Below are 13,156 nucleotides of genomic sequence, written 5' to 3'. Positions count from 1 at the left end.
GACCGAATCGGTCCCGCCCCTTCCGCATGCCCGCTCGGATTCCGCCTGCCCGCTCGAAAGCGTCAGCAGCAGTCCTGGACCACCAGCCCGTCCGGCAGCTCGTCCCCGCCGAACACCGCGACCGTCGCCGGGTCGCCGCCGAGCGCGGCCACCGCGAGCAGCAGCGCGCCGGCCGTCCAGGTGGTGCGCTCCTCCGGCCAGATCGCGTCGTCCTCGAAGACGTACCCGGTCCAGTACGAGCCGTCGTCGTGCCGCAGGTGCTTCTGGATCCAGCGCAGGATGTCCACGGCGCGGTCGGACTCGCCGATCGCCCAGAGCGCCAGGGCCAGCTCCGCGCTCTCGCCGCCGGTCACCCACGGGCGGTCGCTGACGCAGCGCACGCCGAGGCCGGGGACGACGAAGCGGTCCCAGTCCTTCTCGATCCGGGCCAGCGCCGCCGGGCCGCGCAGGGCGGTGCCGAGCACCGGGTAGTACCAGTCCATCGAGTAGCGGCCCTTGTCGAGGAACCGCTCGGGGTGGTGCGCGACGGCGTGCCCCAGCCGGCCGGCCGCGAGCTCCCAGTCGGGCTGCGGCTCCTCCAGGTACGCGGCGATGGCCAGCCCGCAGCGCAGCGCGTGCAGGATGCTGGACGAGCCGGTGAGCAGCGCCTCGTCGGTGGCGGTGCCGTCCTCTTCGAGGCGCCAGGCGATCGGGCCGCCGGGCAGGCGCAGGCCGACGATGAAGTCCAGGGCGCGCCGGACGACCGGCCAGATCCACTCCAGGAAGGCGTCGTCGCCGGTGCTGAGGTGGTGGTGCCAGACCCCGACGGCGACGTAGGCGCAGAAGTTGGTCTCCTTGGCCCGGTTGGAGACCTCGCCGTCGGTGTAGGCGGCGTACCAGGAGCCGTCCGGGTTCTGGTGGGCCGCGAGCCAGCGGTAGGCGGCCTCGGCGGCGGCGTGCTCGCCGGCGGTGTCGAGGGCCATCGCGGCCTCGGTGTGGTCCCACGGGTCGAGGTGGTGGCCGGTGAACCACGGGATGGCGCCGTCGGGGCGCTGCTCGGCGAGGATGCTGCGGACGGTGCCGGCGGCCTGCTCGGCGTCCAGCACCCCGTCGAGCAGCAGCACCTCGGGGACGGCGGCGGTCATGCGTCCACGCGCCGGGGCTTGGACGCGTACGCCACGAAGCTCTTGCCGATGACCGGGTTGAGCGCCTTCTCGGCGGCCTTGGTGAGCGTGCTGATCACCGGGGTGCCGACGATGTCCCAGACCAGGAGCTGGTGGTACGCCTTGACCGGCAGCGCCTTGTCGTTGTCCACGCCGACCGCGCACTTGATCCACCAGTACGGCGAGTGCAGCGCGTGCGCGTGGTGGGTGCCGTACGGCTCCAGGCCGGCGTCCTTGAGCTTGCCGAGCAGCTCGTCGCCCCGGTAGATCCGGATGTGGCCGCCCTCGACCTCGTGGTACTCGTCGGAGAGGGCCCAGCAGATCTTCTCGGGCAGCCAGCGCGGCACGGTGACGGCGAGCAGGCCGCCCGGCTTGAGGACCCGGAACATCTCGTTGAGCACACCCTTGTCGTCAGGTATGTGCTCCATCACCTCGGAGATGATGATCTTGTCGAAGTACTCGTCCTCGAACGGCAGGGCCAGCGCGTTGCCCTCCATCGCGACCGCCGACGCGCCCTCGGGGGCCTCACCGGCCTGCTCCATCGCGGCGAACCACTTCTTGACCTCGGCGATCTCCTCGGCGTTCTGGTCGAGGGCGATCACGTTGGCGCCGCGGCGGTAGCACTCGAACGCGTGCCGGCCCCCGCCGCAGCCCAGGTCGAGCACCCGGTCGCCGGGGGCGAGCGGGAAGCGCGAGAAATCGACGGTCAGCACTGCAGGGCTCCCATTCCTTTGCTACCAAGCGTTCTTGACGCAGCATCAAGTTCCTGACGCAGCATCAGATCCGGCCGGGCCGAGCCGGCGCGGACCGGACGACTCAGGGCACGTACCGCCAGCCGGGCCCGGACCGGGCCCGGGCACCGACGCCGGTGGCGATCGCCGCGCGGTACGCGTCGACGGTCAGCTCGGCGGCCCGCTCCCAGGTGAACCGGGCCAGCACTCGCTCGCGGCCGGCCGCGCCCAACTCCGCGCGCAGCGCCGGATCGTCCAGCAGCCGGCCGAGCGCGGCGGCCAGCGCGTCCGCGTTCCCCGGCGGCACGGCGAGACAGGTCTCCCCGTCCGGCCCCGCCACCTCGGGGATCGCGCCGCCGGTGGTGGCGACCAGCGGGGTGCCGGTGGCCATCGCCTCGGCAGCCGGCAGCGAGAAGCCCTCGTACAGCGACGGCACGCAGGCCACCTCGGCCGAGCGGTACAGGTCGACCAGCTCCCGGTCGGTCAGCCCGCTGCGGAACTCGATGTGCTCCTCCAGCCCGAACCGGCGGACCGCCTCGGCGACCGGGCCGTCCTCCTTCTGCGGCTTGCCGACCACGACCAGGTGCGCCGGGCGCTCGGTGCGCACCTTGGCCAGCGCCTCCACCAGGTACACCAGGCCCTTGAGCGGCACGTCGGCGCTGGACGTGGTGACGATGCGCCCGGGCACCCGCGCGATCTCCGCCGACGGGGACCAGAGCCGGGTGTCGGCACCCACCGGCACCACCGAGATCGCGCCCGCCGAGGCGCCCAGGTGCTCGACGATCTCGCGCTTCGAACTGCCCGAGACGGTGATCACGTGGTCCAGCCGGGTGGCGACCCGGCGCTGCATTTGGGTGAAGGCGTACCAGCGGCGCAGCGACAGCCGGCGCAGCCGGGTGGTGGCCGCGTCCAGCTCCAACTGCCGGTCCACGGTGATCGGGTGATGAATCGTGGTGACCAGCGGGAAGCCATGCCGGGCCAGCCCGAGCAGGCCGTAGCCGAGCGTCTGATTGTCGTGCACGACGTCGTAACGGCCCTTGTGTCGGGCCAGGTACTGGCGGGCGCGCAGCGAGAAGGTCAGCGGCTCGGGGAAGCCGCCGGTGCGCATGGTCGCGAACTCCAGCACGTCCACCGGCCCGCGGAACTCGCCACGCGCGGGCGTGCGGAACGGGTCGTCGGCGCGGTACAGGTCCAGGCTGGGCAGCTCGACGAGGCGCACCGAGCCCGGGCCCTCGACCTCGTCCAGGACGGGGTACGGCTGGGCGCCGATCACGTCCACGTGGTGGCCGAGCCTGGCCAGCTCGCGGGAGAGGTGCCGTACGTACACGCCCTGACCGCCGCAGAAGGGGTCGCCGCGGTACGACAACAGGGCAATCCGCAGCGGCTGCGCGGTCATCCTGGGCCCTCATCTCTGCTGCTGTCGGTGGCTGCTGCTACCAGTGGCTGATGCCGGCAGCTGCCGGGCGTGCTGCTGAGTCTGCTGCCTGGTGTGCTGCCGGTCGCTAAAGTAGATCAGGTTTCAGTGGATGTGGAACTCGTCATCGACCATGTGAACAATGAGAGACCTCGAAGATACCGGCCCGTAGCTTTCCCTCAGGAGCCAGGGCTGGTGATTCACGCCACGCCGGGTAGCGGCGCAGCTGGATCTGTTGGAGCACGCCGCCACTCTCGCGCCCCGGGAGCACTCTTGCCGCCGTCCACCACACCCGTGACCGCCGCCCCCACCACCCCCGCGACCCCTGCGCCGACCACCGCGTCGACCACGCCGTCGGCCACCGGTGAGCCGCCGCTGACCGCCCGCCAGGCCGAGCGCCGGCGGCGGATCCTGCGGGCCGCCACCGCCCTGGCCGCCCGGGGCGGGTACGAGGCGGTGCAGATGCGGGAGGTCGCGGAGAGCGCGCAGGTCGCCCTCGGCACGCTGTACCGGTACTTCCCGTCCAAGGTGCACCTGCTGGTCGCGGTGATGCTGGAGCAGTTGCAGGGCCTCCAGGAGCACATCCGGCGGCACCCGCCGACCGACCCCGAGCCGGCGCCGCGCGTCGCCGACACGCTCACCCGGGCGTTCCACGCGCTCCAGCGCGAGCCGCTGCTCGCCGAGGCGATGGTCCGGGCGCTGTCCTTCGCGGACCGCTCGGTCGGGGCCGAGGTGGACCAGGTCAGCATCGCCACCGGGCAGCTCATCCTGGACGCGATCGGCCAGTCCGGCCCGCCCAGCGAGAGCCAGCGCGCGGCCGTCCGGGTGATCGAGCACACCTGGCACTCGGCGCTGGTCGCCTGGCTCTCCGGCCGCGCCTCGATCGCCGAGGTCCGCGCCGACCTGCACACCGCGGCCCGGCTGCTCACGCTGCCCTGACTGGAACCTGTTCCTGCGGTGGTGGGCCGGGGTGGGCGGCCCCGACGGCTAGAGTCGACGGGCAGCACAACTTCATCCCGTCCCTCCCCCGGGGGAAGCCGGTGCGAATCCGGCGCTGACCCCGCAACCGTGAGTCCGGCCCCGCGACGCGCCGGACGAGCCGGAGCACCCGGGCAGGGGCGAGCGGCCAGTCCGGGCCCGCCACCGCGCGCGCCGCCCGGCACCGTCGAGGACTACGGAACGGCCCCGCCGGGCCCCCACCGCTCACCGAAAGGCACACCTCCACCATGCTCACCGCCGCCCGCCTGGGCGCCGCCGCCCTGTCCGCCGCGCTGCTCGCCGGCACCGCCGCGACCCCGGCCCTCGCCGACAGCCCCGCGCCGACCTCCCCGACCGCCGCGGCCGTCCCCGAGGGCCTGTACGGCAAGGGCGACCCGAAGTACGACGGGGTGTGGCGGCAGTCCCTCGCGCTCATCGCGCTGGCGGGGGCCAAGGTCACCCCGGCAGACTCGGCGGTCTCCTGGCTCGCCGGGCAGCAGTGCGAGGACGGCGGCTGGCCGTCGTTCCGGGCCGCCGGGGCGGCCTGCGACGCGAAGACGGAGGACAGCAACGCCACCGCCGTCGCCGTCCAGGCACTCGTCGCACTCGGCGGGCACCAGGACTCCGTAGACAAGGGCGTCCAGTGGCTCAAGGCCAACCAGAACGCCGACGGCACCTGGGCCTTCAACCCGGGCAACCCGGGTGACGCCAACTCCACCGGCCTCGCCGTCAACGCCCTGTTCGCCGCCAAGGCCGACCCGGCGGGCGTCGCCAAGTCCGGCAAGAACGCCTTCGACGGGCTGGCGGTGTTCCAGGTCGGCTGCGCGGCCCCGGCCGACCAGCGTGGCGCGTTCGCCTACCAGCCGGACCCGGCCTCGGGCGCCCTCGCGCCCAACGCCCTTGCCACCGCCCAGGCCTCGCTCGCGGCGGCCGGAGGGTGGCTGCCCGTCGCCGCCGGCGTCCGCAGTGACGCCGCGCCCAAGCCGCTGGCCTGCCAGGACGGGGCTCCGACGGCCGCCGTTGCACACGCCGACTCGGCGGAGGCCGCCGGGGCGTACCTGACCGCCCAGCTCGGCGCGGGCGGCAACCACCTCACCCTCACCACGCCGGGCGCCGCGCCCACCCCCGACTACACCGCCACCGCCTGGGCCGCCCTCGGCCTCACCCAGAGCGGCCACCCGCAGCAGGCCGCCGGCGCCGTCGACTGGCTCACCCAGAACGGCGCCACCTGGACGAAGGCCGGCACCGACGCGGGCGCCACCGCCACCCTGCTCCTGGTCACCCAGGCGGCGCAGCGGGACACCGCCGCCCTGGTCCAGCAGCTGACCGCCCTCGGCCCGGCGCCGAAGGCCGTTGCGTCGTCCTCGGCATCCGCCTCCCCCGCCCCCGCCTCGAAGAGCAACGGCATCGGCCAGTACTGGCTCATCGCCGTGGGCCTTGTCATCGGCATCGGCGGCGGCCTCCTCCTGAGCCTCCAGCGCAAGCGCGGCGCCAAGCTGTGACCTCCGCCGATCACCCCGCCGCCGAGGCCTCCCGCGCCTCGGCGGCGCGCCGGCACACCCCCGACCCAACAGCCCGCACCCACCACCACCTCACCCGGACCACCGCCACCGCCGGCCGGCGGTGGCGGGGTTCCCTGGTTGCCCTTCTCGGGGTACTGATGGTGGTCGCCGGCGCCGCTCCCGCGCAGGCAGCCGGGTATCGGTACTGGTCGTTCTGGAAGGGCGCCGCCGACGGCAGCTGGGCCTACCAGCAGCAGGGACCGTCGATCTACGTGCCGCCGGACGGGAGCGTGGACGGGTGGCGGTTCGCCGTCAGCCCGGACGGCGGGCAGGATGCCGCGCGGCCGCGGCTCGGTGGCGGGTTCGACTCCGCGTGCGCGGGCACGCCGCCGCAGGCGGGGCGTAAGCGGGTGGCCGTCGTGCTGGACTCCGGTACGGCCGCTGACGCGCCCTCGGGCGAGGCGCCGTTCGAGGAGCGGACCCTCTGTGCCGTCGTGCCGCCCACCGCCACCTCGGCCGAGGTGCTGGCCTCCGCGGCGGCGCCGCTGCGGTACGACTCCAATGGCCTGCTCTGCGCCATCAGCGGTTACCCGAAGGCCGGCTGCGCCGAGCAGCTCGGCCTTCGCCAGGAGCCCGCCACGCCGGCGGCCGGCAACAAGAGCAGCGGCCCCGACCTCGGCCTGGTCGCCGGCGGCGCCCTCGTCGTCGCCCTTGCCGCCGGGGCCGTCTGGCAGGCGCGCCGCCGCCGTCACCGATGAGGTCCCCCGTCATGCGCACTCCCCGCCAACTGCACCCCGGGGCCTGGTGGTTGTGGGCGCTCGGGCTGGGCGCCGCCGCCACCCGCACCACAAACCCGGCGATCCTCCTGCTCCTCGCCGCCGTCGCCGGCTACGTCGTGGCGGCCCGGCGCGGCGATGCGCCCTGGTCGCGTTCGTACGGCGCGTTCCTGCGGCTCGGCCTCTTCGTCCTGGGCGTCCGACTGCTGTTCGCCATCCTGCTCGGCTCGCCGATCCCCGGCACGCACGTGCTGTTCACGCTGCCCGAAGTGCCGCTCCCCGTCTGGGCGCAGGGCGTGCGGATCGGCGGCCGGGTGACCGTCGAGGGCCTACTGGCCGCGCTGTACGACGGGCTGCGCCTGGCGACGCTCCTCGTCTGCGTCGGCGCCGCGAACGCGCTCGCCAGTCCGGCCCGGCTCCTGCGCGCCCTGCCCGGCGCGCTCTACGAGGCGGGTGTGGCGGTGGTCGTGGCGATGACCTTCGCGCCGAACCTGGTCGCGGACGTGCAGCGGCTGCGCGCCGCCCGCCGTCTGCGCGGACGGACGGACAGGGGCATCGCCGCCGTGCTGAGCGTCGGGCTGCCCGTCCTGGAGGGGGCGTTGGAGCGTTCGGTGGCGCTGGCCGCCGCGATGGACACCCGCGGCTTCGGCCGCACGGCCGACGTCCCCCGTCGCCTCGCCCGGGCAACCGCCGCGCTCACCCTGGCAGGCCTGCTCGGGATCTGCCTCGCCGCTTACGGGCTGCTGACCTCCGGCAGCGCCGGCTGGGCGCTCCCCGTCCTGCTGCTCGGCCTCGCCGCCGCCTTCGCCGGTCTGCTCCTTGGTAGCCGACGGTCCGTCAGGACGCGCTATCGGCCCGACCCTTGGGCATTCGCCGAGTGGCTCACCGCAGGTTCCGGCGCCGCCGTCGCCGCGCTCACCATCATCCTCTCCACCCGCGACCCGGCCGCCTTCGCCCCCACCGTCGTCCCGCCGACCGTCCCCGTGCTGCCGCTGGCCGCCGTCCTGGCCGTACTCCTGGGCCTGATACCGGCGTTCGCCACCCCGACCCCGCCCCGGAGGGCTTCGTGATCACCTTCGAGCAGGTCTCCGTCCAGTACGCGGACGCCGCCGCCCCGGCCCTGAGTAACGTCGACCTGACCGTCCCCGAGGGCGAACTCTGCCTGCTGGTGGGCCCGTCGGGTTCCGGCAAGTCCACGCTGCTCGGTACGGTCAGCGGCCTCGTCCCGCACTTCACCGGCGGCACCCTGCACGGCCGGGTCACCGTCGGCGGCCGGGACACCCGCGAGCACCGGCCGCGCGAACTCGCCGATCTGGTCGGCACGGTGGGGCAGGACCCGCTCGCGCACTTCGTCACCGACACCGTCGAGGACGAACTCGCCTACGGCATGGAGTCCTTGGGCCTGCCCGCGGACGTCATGCGGCGCCGGGTGGAGGAGACGCTCGACCTGCTCGGCCTCGCCGACCTGCGCGACCGCGCCCTCACCTCGCTCTCCGGCGGCCAGCAGCAGCGCGTCGCGATCGGCTCGGTGCTCACCGTCCACCCGCGCGTGCTGGTCCTGGACGAGCCGACCTCGGCGCTCGACCCGGGCGCCGCCGAGGAGGTACTGGCCGTGCTCCAGCGGCTGGTGCACGACCTCGGCACCACCGTCCTGATGGCCGAGCACCGGCTGGAGCGCGTCGTCCAGTACGCCGACCAGGTGCTGCTGCTAACCCCGGGCGCCGCGCCCGTGCTCGGCGAACCGGCGGAGGTGATGGCGCACTCGCCGGTGCACCCGCCGGTGGTCGGTCTCGGACGGCTGGCGGGCTGGCAGCCGCTGCCGCTGTCCGTGCGCGACGCCCGCCGCAAGGCCGCCTCCCTCCGGGACAGGCTCGACGGCCACCGCCCGGCCGCTGCCGGTGTTCCGGCCGCCGCCCCGATCGCCGTCGCCGAGCGCCTGGCCGTCCGGCGCGGGCCGGTCGCTGCCCTGCGCGGGGTGGACCTGGTGATCCGCCCCGGCGAGATCACCGCCCTGATGGGCCGCAACGGCGCCGGCAAGTCGACCCTGCTGGGCGGCCTGGTCGGCCTGCACGCACCCGCCTCCGGCAGCATCCGCATCAACGGCCGCACCCCGCACCGCACCCGGCCCGCCGAGCTGATCCGCGAGGTCGGCCTCGTCCCGCAGGACCCGCGCGACCTGCTCTACGGGGAGAGCGTCGCCGCCGAGTGCACCGCCGCCGACGCCGACGCGGGCGCCGCCCCGGGCACCTGCCGCGCCCTGGTCGAACGGCTGCTGCCCGGCATCGCCGACGCCACCCACCCGCGCGACCTCTCCGAGGGCCAGCGGCTCACCCTCGCGCTGGCCGTCGTGCTCACCGCCCGGCCACCGCTGCTCCTGCTCGACGAGCCGACGCGCGGCCTCGACTACGCCGCCAAGGCCCGGCTGGTGGCGATCCTGCGTGACCTTGCGGTCGAGGGCCACGCCGTCCTGCTGGCCACCCACGACGTCGAGCTCGCCGCCGAACTCGCTCACCGCACGGTGATCCTGGCCGAGGGCGAGATCGTCGCGGACGGCCCGACGGCCGAAGTCGTCGTCTCCTCCCCCGCGTTCGCCCCGCAGGTCGCCAAGGTGCTCGCCCCGGGCCCGTGGCTCACCGTCCACCAGGTGGCGGAGGCGCTGAGCGCATGAGCGAGCGCAGCGAGCGAATCATCAAGAGGTGCGCGTGGGCGAATGCCCCTGCCGAGCGGAGCGAGGCGGGAGCATGAGCCGTCCCGTCCCGCTTGGCCGCCGGTCCGTCGCTGCCCTGCTGCTTGTTTCGCTGGTCGGTGTGACGGCCTTCGGCTGGCCCCTCCTCGCCTCCACCAAGTCCGCCCTGGTCGGCCATTCCACCGACGCCCCTTGGCTGTTCGCGCTGCTGCTGCCTCTGCTGTTGGCCGTCGTCATCGCCCAGATCTCCGAGGGCCGCTCGGCGGGCGGCGGCGCCCCTGGCCTGGACGCCAAGTCCGTCGCCCTGCTCGGCGTCCTGGCGGCGGCGGGCGCGGCGTTGCGGCCGCTCGGCGCGGGGACGGCGGGCCTGGAGCCGATGTTCTTCCTGATGGTGCTCTCCGGGCGGGTGCTGGGCCCGGGCTTCGGGTTCGTCCTCGGCGCGCTGTCGATGTTCGCGTCCGCCCTGCTGACGGGCGGTGTCGGCCCCTGGCTGCCGTTCCAGATGCTCGCGATGGGCTGGGTCTGCCTCGGCTCCGGGCTGCTCCCCGGTTCTGCCGGTTGGCGCGGTCGCCGCGAACTCGTCCTGCTCGCCGCGTACGGAGCTGTTTCCTCGGTCCTCTACGGCACGATCATGAACCTCCAGGGCTGGCCCTACATCGGCGGCCTCTCCAGCTCCATCTCGTTCGTCCCCGGCGACCCGCTCCCCGCCAACCTCCTCCGCTTCGGCGCCTACTGCCTCACGACGTCCCTCGGCTGGGACCTCCCCCGCGCCGCGCTCACCGTCGTCCTCTGCCTCACCGTCGGCACCCCCGTTCTGCGCGCCCTGCGCCGCACCACCCGCCGCGCCGCCTTCGCCGCCCCGGTGGCCTTCCGCCCGCCAGGCGAGTGAATCGCGCGACGCATACGCGGTATTCAGCCCCCTCGACCCGATTCGTCCACGACCATCTCGACCGTGAAACCCTTCAACCGCACCCTCGCCCGTACGACGACCGTGGCCGTGACGTCCCTGACGCTCGCCGCCGCGTTCGCATCCCCCGCCGCCGCCGTGACCTTCATCGGCCGCGACGTGCCGACCACCGTCACCATCGCCCCCGGCCAGACCGCACCCGTGCCGTGGACCTACCAGAACACCGGCGGCCCCGGCCTCCTCCCGCCCTCCGGCATGAGCGCCGTGTTCACCGCGCCGGGCAACACCACCTTCCCCTCGCAGTCCACCGTCCCCACGTCCTACAGCAGCGACGGATCGAGCTGGACCAGCAACAACGTCGGCCTGCGCAACTGCGCGCTCAGCAACGGAAACCGGACCCTGACCTGCGAGGGCTACGGCCTCAATGGCAGCCGCAGCAGCTGGCCGTCCAACGGCTACTTCCGCTTCTCACCGCAGGTCACCGTGGACGCCACCGCGCCCGACAACACCACACTCCCGCGCGGCAGCGGCAGTTTCCGCTACACCGACCCGAACAACGGCACCTACTACACGATCGAGAACGGCACCCTGAACGTCGCCACTCCGCCCAGCCGGCCCACCGGGACGTGTCTGGACGTCGGCAACACCCGGAACAATGCCGACAACGTCCGCATCTGGCAGTGCCTGGACCACACCAACCAGCGCTTCGTCCTCGACGGCGGCCGGGTGAAGGTCGCCGACACCGTCGGCACCGGGCAGGAGATGTGCCTCGACGCCGACTACACCGGGTACAACGGCGACAACGTCCGCATCTGGGCCTGCGAGTACTCGCAGGCCGCCACCGCCAACCAGACCTGGCTGCTGCGCCAGGGCTCGTTCGTCCTGCAGGCGACCGCCGACGGCTACCAGGAGATGTGCCTCGACGTCGGCTCCACCCGCAACAACGGTGACAACGTCTTCCTCTACGAGTGCGGCGCGGACAACACCAACCAGAAGTTCGTCGTCGACCGCGGCTACATCAAGGTGCGGGACACCCCTCCGACGTAATCCGCCGCTGCGCGGCATGCGGCACACGTTGTCCCGGCCGCCGCCACAGGCCGCCCACACAGGCCGTCCCGGCCCGGGCACTCGTGGCTTCGCGCCGTCCCGGCCGGCCCGTCGGTGACACGACGGGCCGCCGGGACGGGCGGAACCTGCGCAAGCCGCGCAGCGACGATCGCCCCAACGCTGTGCGTGATCCGTTCCGGCAGCGGCGCGGCCAGGATCCCCGTCAGCGCCTCCCAGCTCCAGCCGCCCGCGAGCAATCCCTCCACCCGCGCGGCCTGATCACTGAGTGGCTTGCCCGCCAAGGCCATGCGCGGGTCACGGCGCCCCAGTTCGAGCAAAAGCGCGATGCCGGCCGTCAACTTCTCGGACGGAGGGACGGAAGGGACTTCCACTTCCTTCACCCTCAACTTCCCGGAAGGGCTTCCCGCCTTACCGGCGCCTGGAACCCCAGCTCCAGGCGGTCCGGCGGCCGGGGACACGGGAAGCGGCGGCATGGTGTGAACGGCCTTGCCCGCCACCGGAACTTCATGAACGGACACCACCGTCCGAACCTGCCCCGTCACGGGATCCCGCTGCGTCCGCCGGACGTAGTGCCCGGCCGCTTCGAGTTCACGGAGGGCCCGCGACACCGTCGCCCGCCCCTCAACGCTCTTCGCTGCCAGCGTGCGGACGTCCTCGCGGGCCCCGTCCGGCAGACTGAGCAGGTAGCCGAGCAGCCCGCGCGCGGCCCAACTCAGCGAGTGCTTCCGGACGACGTGGCCGTTGTCGAGGATCGTGTACCCGGGGGCATGCCGAGGGATACGATGAACCTGCATTAGGAGCTTCCTTCTCCTGGTGCCATACCCCGGGGTGTTGACCGCACCGCCGGGGCTCACTTTTTTGTCGTACGCCGAGCGCTCCTCACGAACGCCCGCGCCGCCATCGTCACCGTAATGCGCCAACCGAGCGTCAAACTCCGTTCCAGATCACCCATTCGGGCGGCGCAAGCGCACACAACCCAGCGCGCCCCCGGGCTCAAAAGCCCGGGGGCGCGCCGCCGTCAGGCCGGACGGACTCGATCAGCCAGTGAGCGAGGCATCCAGGTATGCCTGTACCGGCTCGTAGAGCCCGTAGGGCACGTACTGCGGGATCTCAGCGAGGACCACCCACGCCAATTCGTCCAGTTCCTCGGTGTCCACCACCTCAGCGGTACCGCTCACGACCTCACATGCCGTGTACGACATGAGCCGGCCGGTCTTCGGGTGAACGCGCTCGCCCAAGAGCTTGATGGAAGCCACGCCGAGCCCGGTCTCCTCCTTGGTCTCGCGGGCAGCGGCTTCCTCGGGCGACTCGCCAGCCTCGATCTCGCCGGCCGGGAACGGCCAGGAGAGCTGACCCTCGCTGACCCGCCGCCGCACCATCAGAACGCGGCCCTCGTGCACCACGATCGCGGCGGCAATTCCCGGGCGTCCCTCGGCAGTCTGCTTCGTCACGTCGGCTCCTCCAGAGCAGCCAGGGTGGGTACGAGGATCGTATCGGCGTCGATGAAGCGCGTCACCGAGCGGTGCTGCCGCAACAGCAGCGAGTTGCTACGGTCGGCGCATGACTGACTACGAGACTGCGTTCCGGTCGCTGGACGGCACAGCGCTGTTCGGCACGGTCACCTCATCCCCAACTCACCCTGCTGCCCTAGCCGTTCTCGCACACGGTGCCGGTGTCACCCGCGAAGAGGGCGGGTTCTTCGGCCGTCTCGCAGCCGGCCTGGCCGCGACTGTGCGCGAAGCGGCCGTCGGCTTCCACCTTCGCGGCCACATGGCGCCAGCCCGTTGAAGACGTCAGCTCAACCGGAAGCCCGTGGCCCGCACGATCGGCCACCGCCTGGAGAGCGTTCTGCACCGAACCAGCCCTCACCACCTCGGGATAGAGCGTCGCGTACTCGTGCATGGGATCGGCGGCATTGGTCGGCGCCACACTTGGAAGCTGCTCGGCATGCG

General features: G+C 73.3%; 13 protein-coding genes and 1 riboswitch. Of the genes, 7 read left to right on the top strand and 6 right to left on the bottom strand.

The genetic code is table 11. The annotated features are described in order from the left end of the window. Positions 1-62: 62 nt before the first annotated feature. The 3 genes from KV557_RS02835 to KV557_RS02825 all read right to left on the bottom strand — a co-directional run bounded on the left by KV557_RS02835 (position 63) and on the right by KV557_RS02825 (position 3,269). Positions 63-1,124 (bottom strand): prenyltransferase, encoded by a 1,062-nt coding sequence (locus KV557_RS02835; RefSeq protein WP_218197985.1) that lies wholly within the window; start codon positions 1,122-1,124, stop codon positions 63-65. After that, positions 1,121-1,855 carry a class I SAM-dependent methyltransferase gene (locus KV557_RS02830; RefSeq protein ID WP_218197984.1) on the bottom strand — a complete coding sequence of 245 codons (735 nt, stop codon included), beginning with the start codon at positions 1,853-1,855 and terminating at the stop codon, positions 1,121-1,123. Before KV557_RS02830 ends, KV557_RS02835 begins: the two co-directional genes overlap by 4 nt. A gap of 103 nt (positions 1,856-1,958) precedes the next feature. Next, the gene (locus KV557_RS02825) at positions 1,959-3,269 is read right to left on the bottom strand and encodes a glycosyltransferase family 4 protein (protein ID WP_218197983.1); all 1,311 of its coding nucleotides are present in this window, start codon (positions 3,267-3,269) and stop codon (positions 1,959-1,961) included. Between the two features lie 312 nt (positions 3,270-3,581). Between KV557_RS02825 and KV557_RS02820 the strand changes: the two genes are divergently transcribed. The 7 genes from KV557_RS02820 to KV557_RS02790 all read left to right on the top strand — a co-directional run bounded on the left by KV557_RS02820 (position 3,582) and on the right by KV557_RS02790 (position 11,183). After that, positions 3,582-4,226, top strand: a complete 645-nt coding sequence (locus tag KV557_RS02820; protein ID WP_218197982.1) for a TetR family transcriptional regulator — start codon at positions 3,582-3,584, stop codon at positions 4,224-4,226. Between the two features lie 92 nt (positions 4,227-4,318). Further along, positions 4,319-4,396, top strand: a riboswitch (cobalamin riboswitch). Positions 4,397-4,513: 117 nt separating this feature from the next. Further along, on the top strand, positions 4,514-5,767 hold the full coding sequence (locus KV557_RS02815; protein WP_218197981.1) for a prenyltransferase/squalene oxidase repeat-containing protein: 1,254 nt from the start codon (positions 4,514-4,516) through the stop codon (positions 5,765-5,767). Further along, complete coding sequence (locus KV557_RS02810) at positions 5,764-6,525, top strand: SCO2322 family protein (RefSeq protein WP_308129738.1); 762 nt, start codon at positions 5,764-5,766, stop codon at positions 6,523-6,525. The genes KV557_RS02815 and KV557_RS02810 overlap by 4 nt, the downstream gene beginning before the upstream one ends. 11 nt (positions 6,526-6,536) lie before the next feature. Next, on the top strand, positions 6,537-7,613 hold the full coding sequence (locus KV557_RS02805; protein WP_256176840.1) for an energy-coupling factor transporter transmembrane protein EcfT: 1,077 nt from the start codon (positions 6,537-6,539) through the stop codon (positions 7,611-7,613). Beyond that, complete coding sequence (locus tag KV557_RS02800) at positions 7,610-9,211, top strand: ABC transporter ATP-binding protein (RefSeq protein ID WP_218197979.1); 1,602 nt, start codon at positions 7,610-7,612, stop codon at positions 9,209-9,211. Before KV557_RS02805 ends, KV557_RS02800 begins: the two co-directional genes overlap by 4 nt. A 73-nt stretch (positions 9,212-9,284) precedes the next feature. Beyond that, positions 9,285-10,118, top strand: a complete 834-nt coding sequence (locus KV557_RS02795) for an ECF transporter S component (RefSeq protein ID WP_218197978.1) — start codon at positions 9,285-9,287, stop codon at positions 10,116-10,118. 63 nt (positions 10,119-10,181) lie between these two features. Continuing rightward, on the top strand, positions 10,182-11,183 hold the full coding sequence (locus KV557_RS02790; RefSeq protein WP_218197977.1) for an RICIN domain-containing protein: 1,002 nt from the start codon (positions 10,182-10,184) through the stop codon (positions 11,181-11,183). On the opposite strand, the gene KV557_RS02785 is transcribed toward KV557_RS02790, so the two are convergent. From KV557_RS02785 to KV557_RS02775, 3 genes are all read right to left on the bottom strand, one after another. Beyond that, entirely contained in the window at positions 11,150-12,124 is a 975-nt protein-coding gene (locus KV557_RS02785) for a helix-turn-helix domain-containing protein (protein WP_218197976.1), read from the bottom strand. The genes KV557_RS02790 and KV557_RS02785 overlap by 34 nt on opposite strands. Positions 12,125-12,241: 117 nt before the next feature. Further along, the gene (locus tag KV557_RS02780; RefSeq protein WP_218197975.1) at positions 12,242-12,655 is read right to left on the bottom strand and encodes an NUDIX hydrolase; all 414 of its coding nucleotides are present in this window, start codon (positions 12,653-12,655) and stop codon (positions 12,242-12,244) included. Positions 12,656-12,851: 196 nt separating this feature from the next. Next, entirely contained in the window at positions 12,852-13,133 is a 282-nt protein-coding gene (locus KV557_RS02775) for a hypothetical protein (RefSeq protein ID WP_218197974.1), read from the bottom strand. Between the last annotated feature and the right edge of the window lie 23 nt (positions 13,134-13,156).

Origin of the sequence: Kitasatospora aureofaciens, from assembly GCF_019192735.1 — a bacterium.
Classification (GTDB): Bacteria; Actinomycetota; Actinomycetes; order Streptomycetales; family Streptomycetaceae; genus Kitasatospora; species Kitasatospora aureofaciens_A.
Note: the sequence above shows the minus strand (reverse complement) of the source record. Positions and strands in the feature narration are given on the sequence as shown.

Excerpts from the sequence above, each read along its gene's own strand:
- KV557_RS02835 (WP_218197985.1), bottom strand. The coding sequence starts at position 1,124 with ATGACCGCCGCCGTCCCCGAGGTGCTGCTGCTCGACGGGGTGCTGGAC.
- KV557_RS02825 (WP_218197983.1), bottom strand. The coding sequence starts at position 3,269 with ATGACCGCGCAGCCGCTGCGGATTGCCCTGTTGTCGTACCGCGGCGAC.
- KV557_RS02815 (WP_218197981.1), top strand. The coding sequence starts at position 4,514 with ATGCTCACCGCCGCCCGCCTGGGCGCCGCCGCCCTGTCCGCCGCGCTG.
- KV557_RS02805 (WP_256176840.1), top strand. The coding sequence starts at position 6,537 with ATGCGCACTCCCCGCCAACTGCACCCCGGGGCCTGGTGGTTGTGGGCG.
- KV557_RS02795 (WP_218197978.1), top strand. The coding sequence starts at position 9,285 with ATGAGCCGTCCCGTCCCGCTTGGCCGCCGGTCCGTCGCTGCCCTGCTG.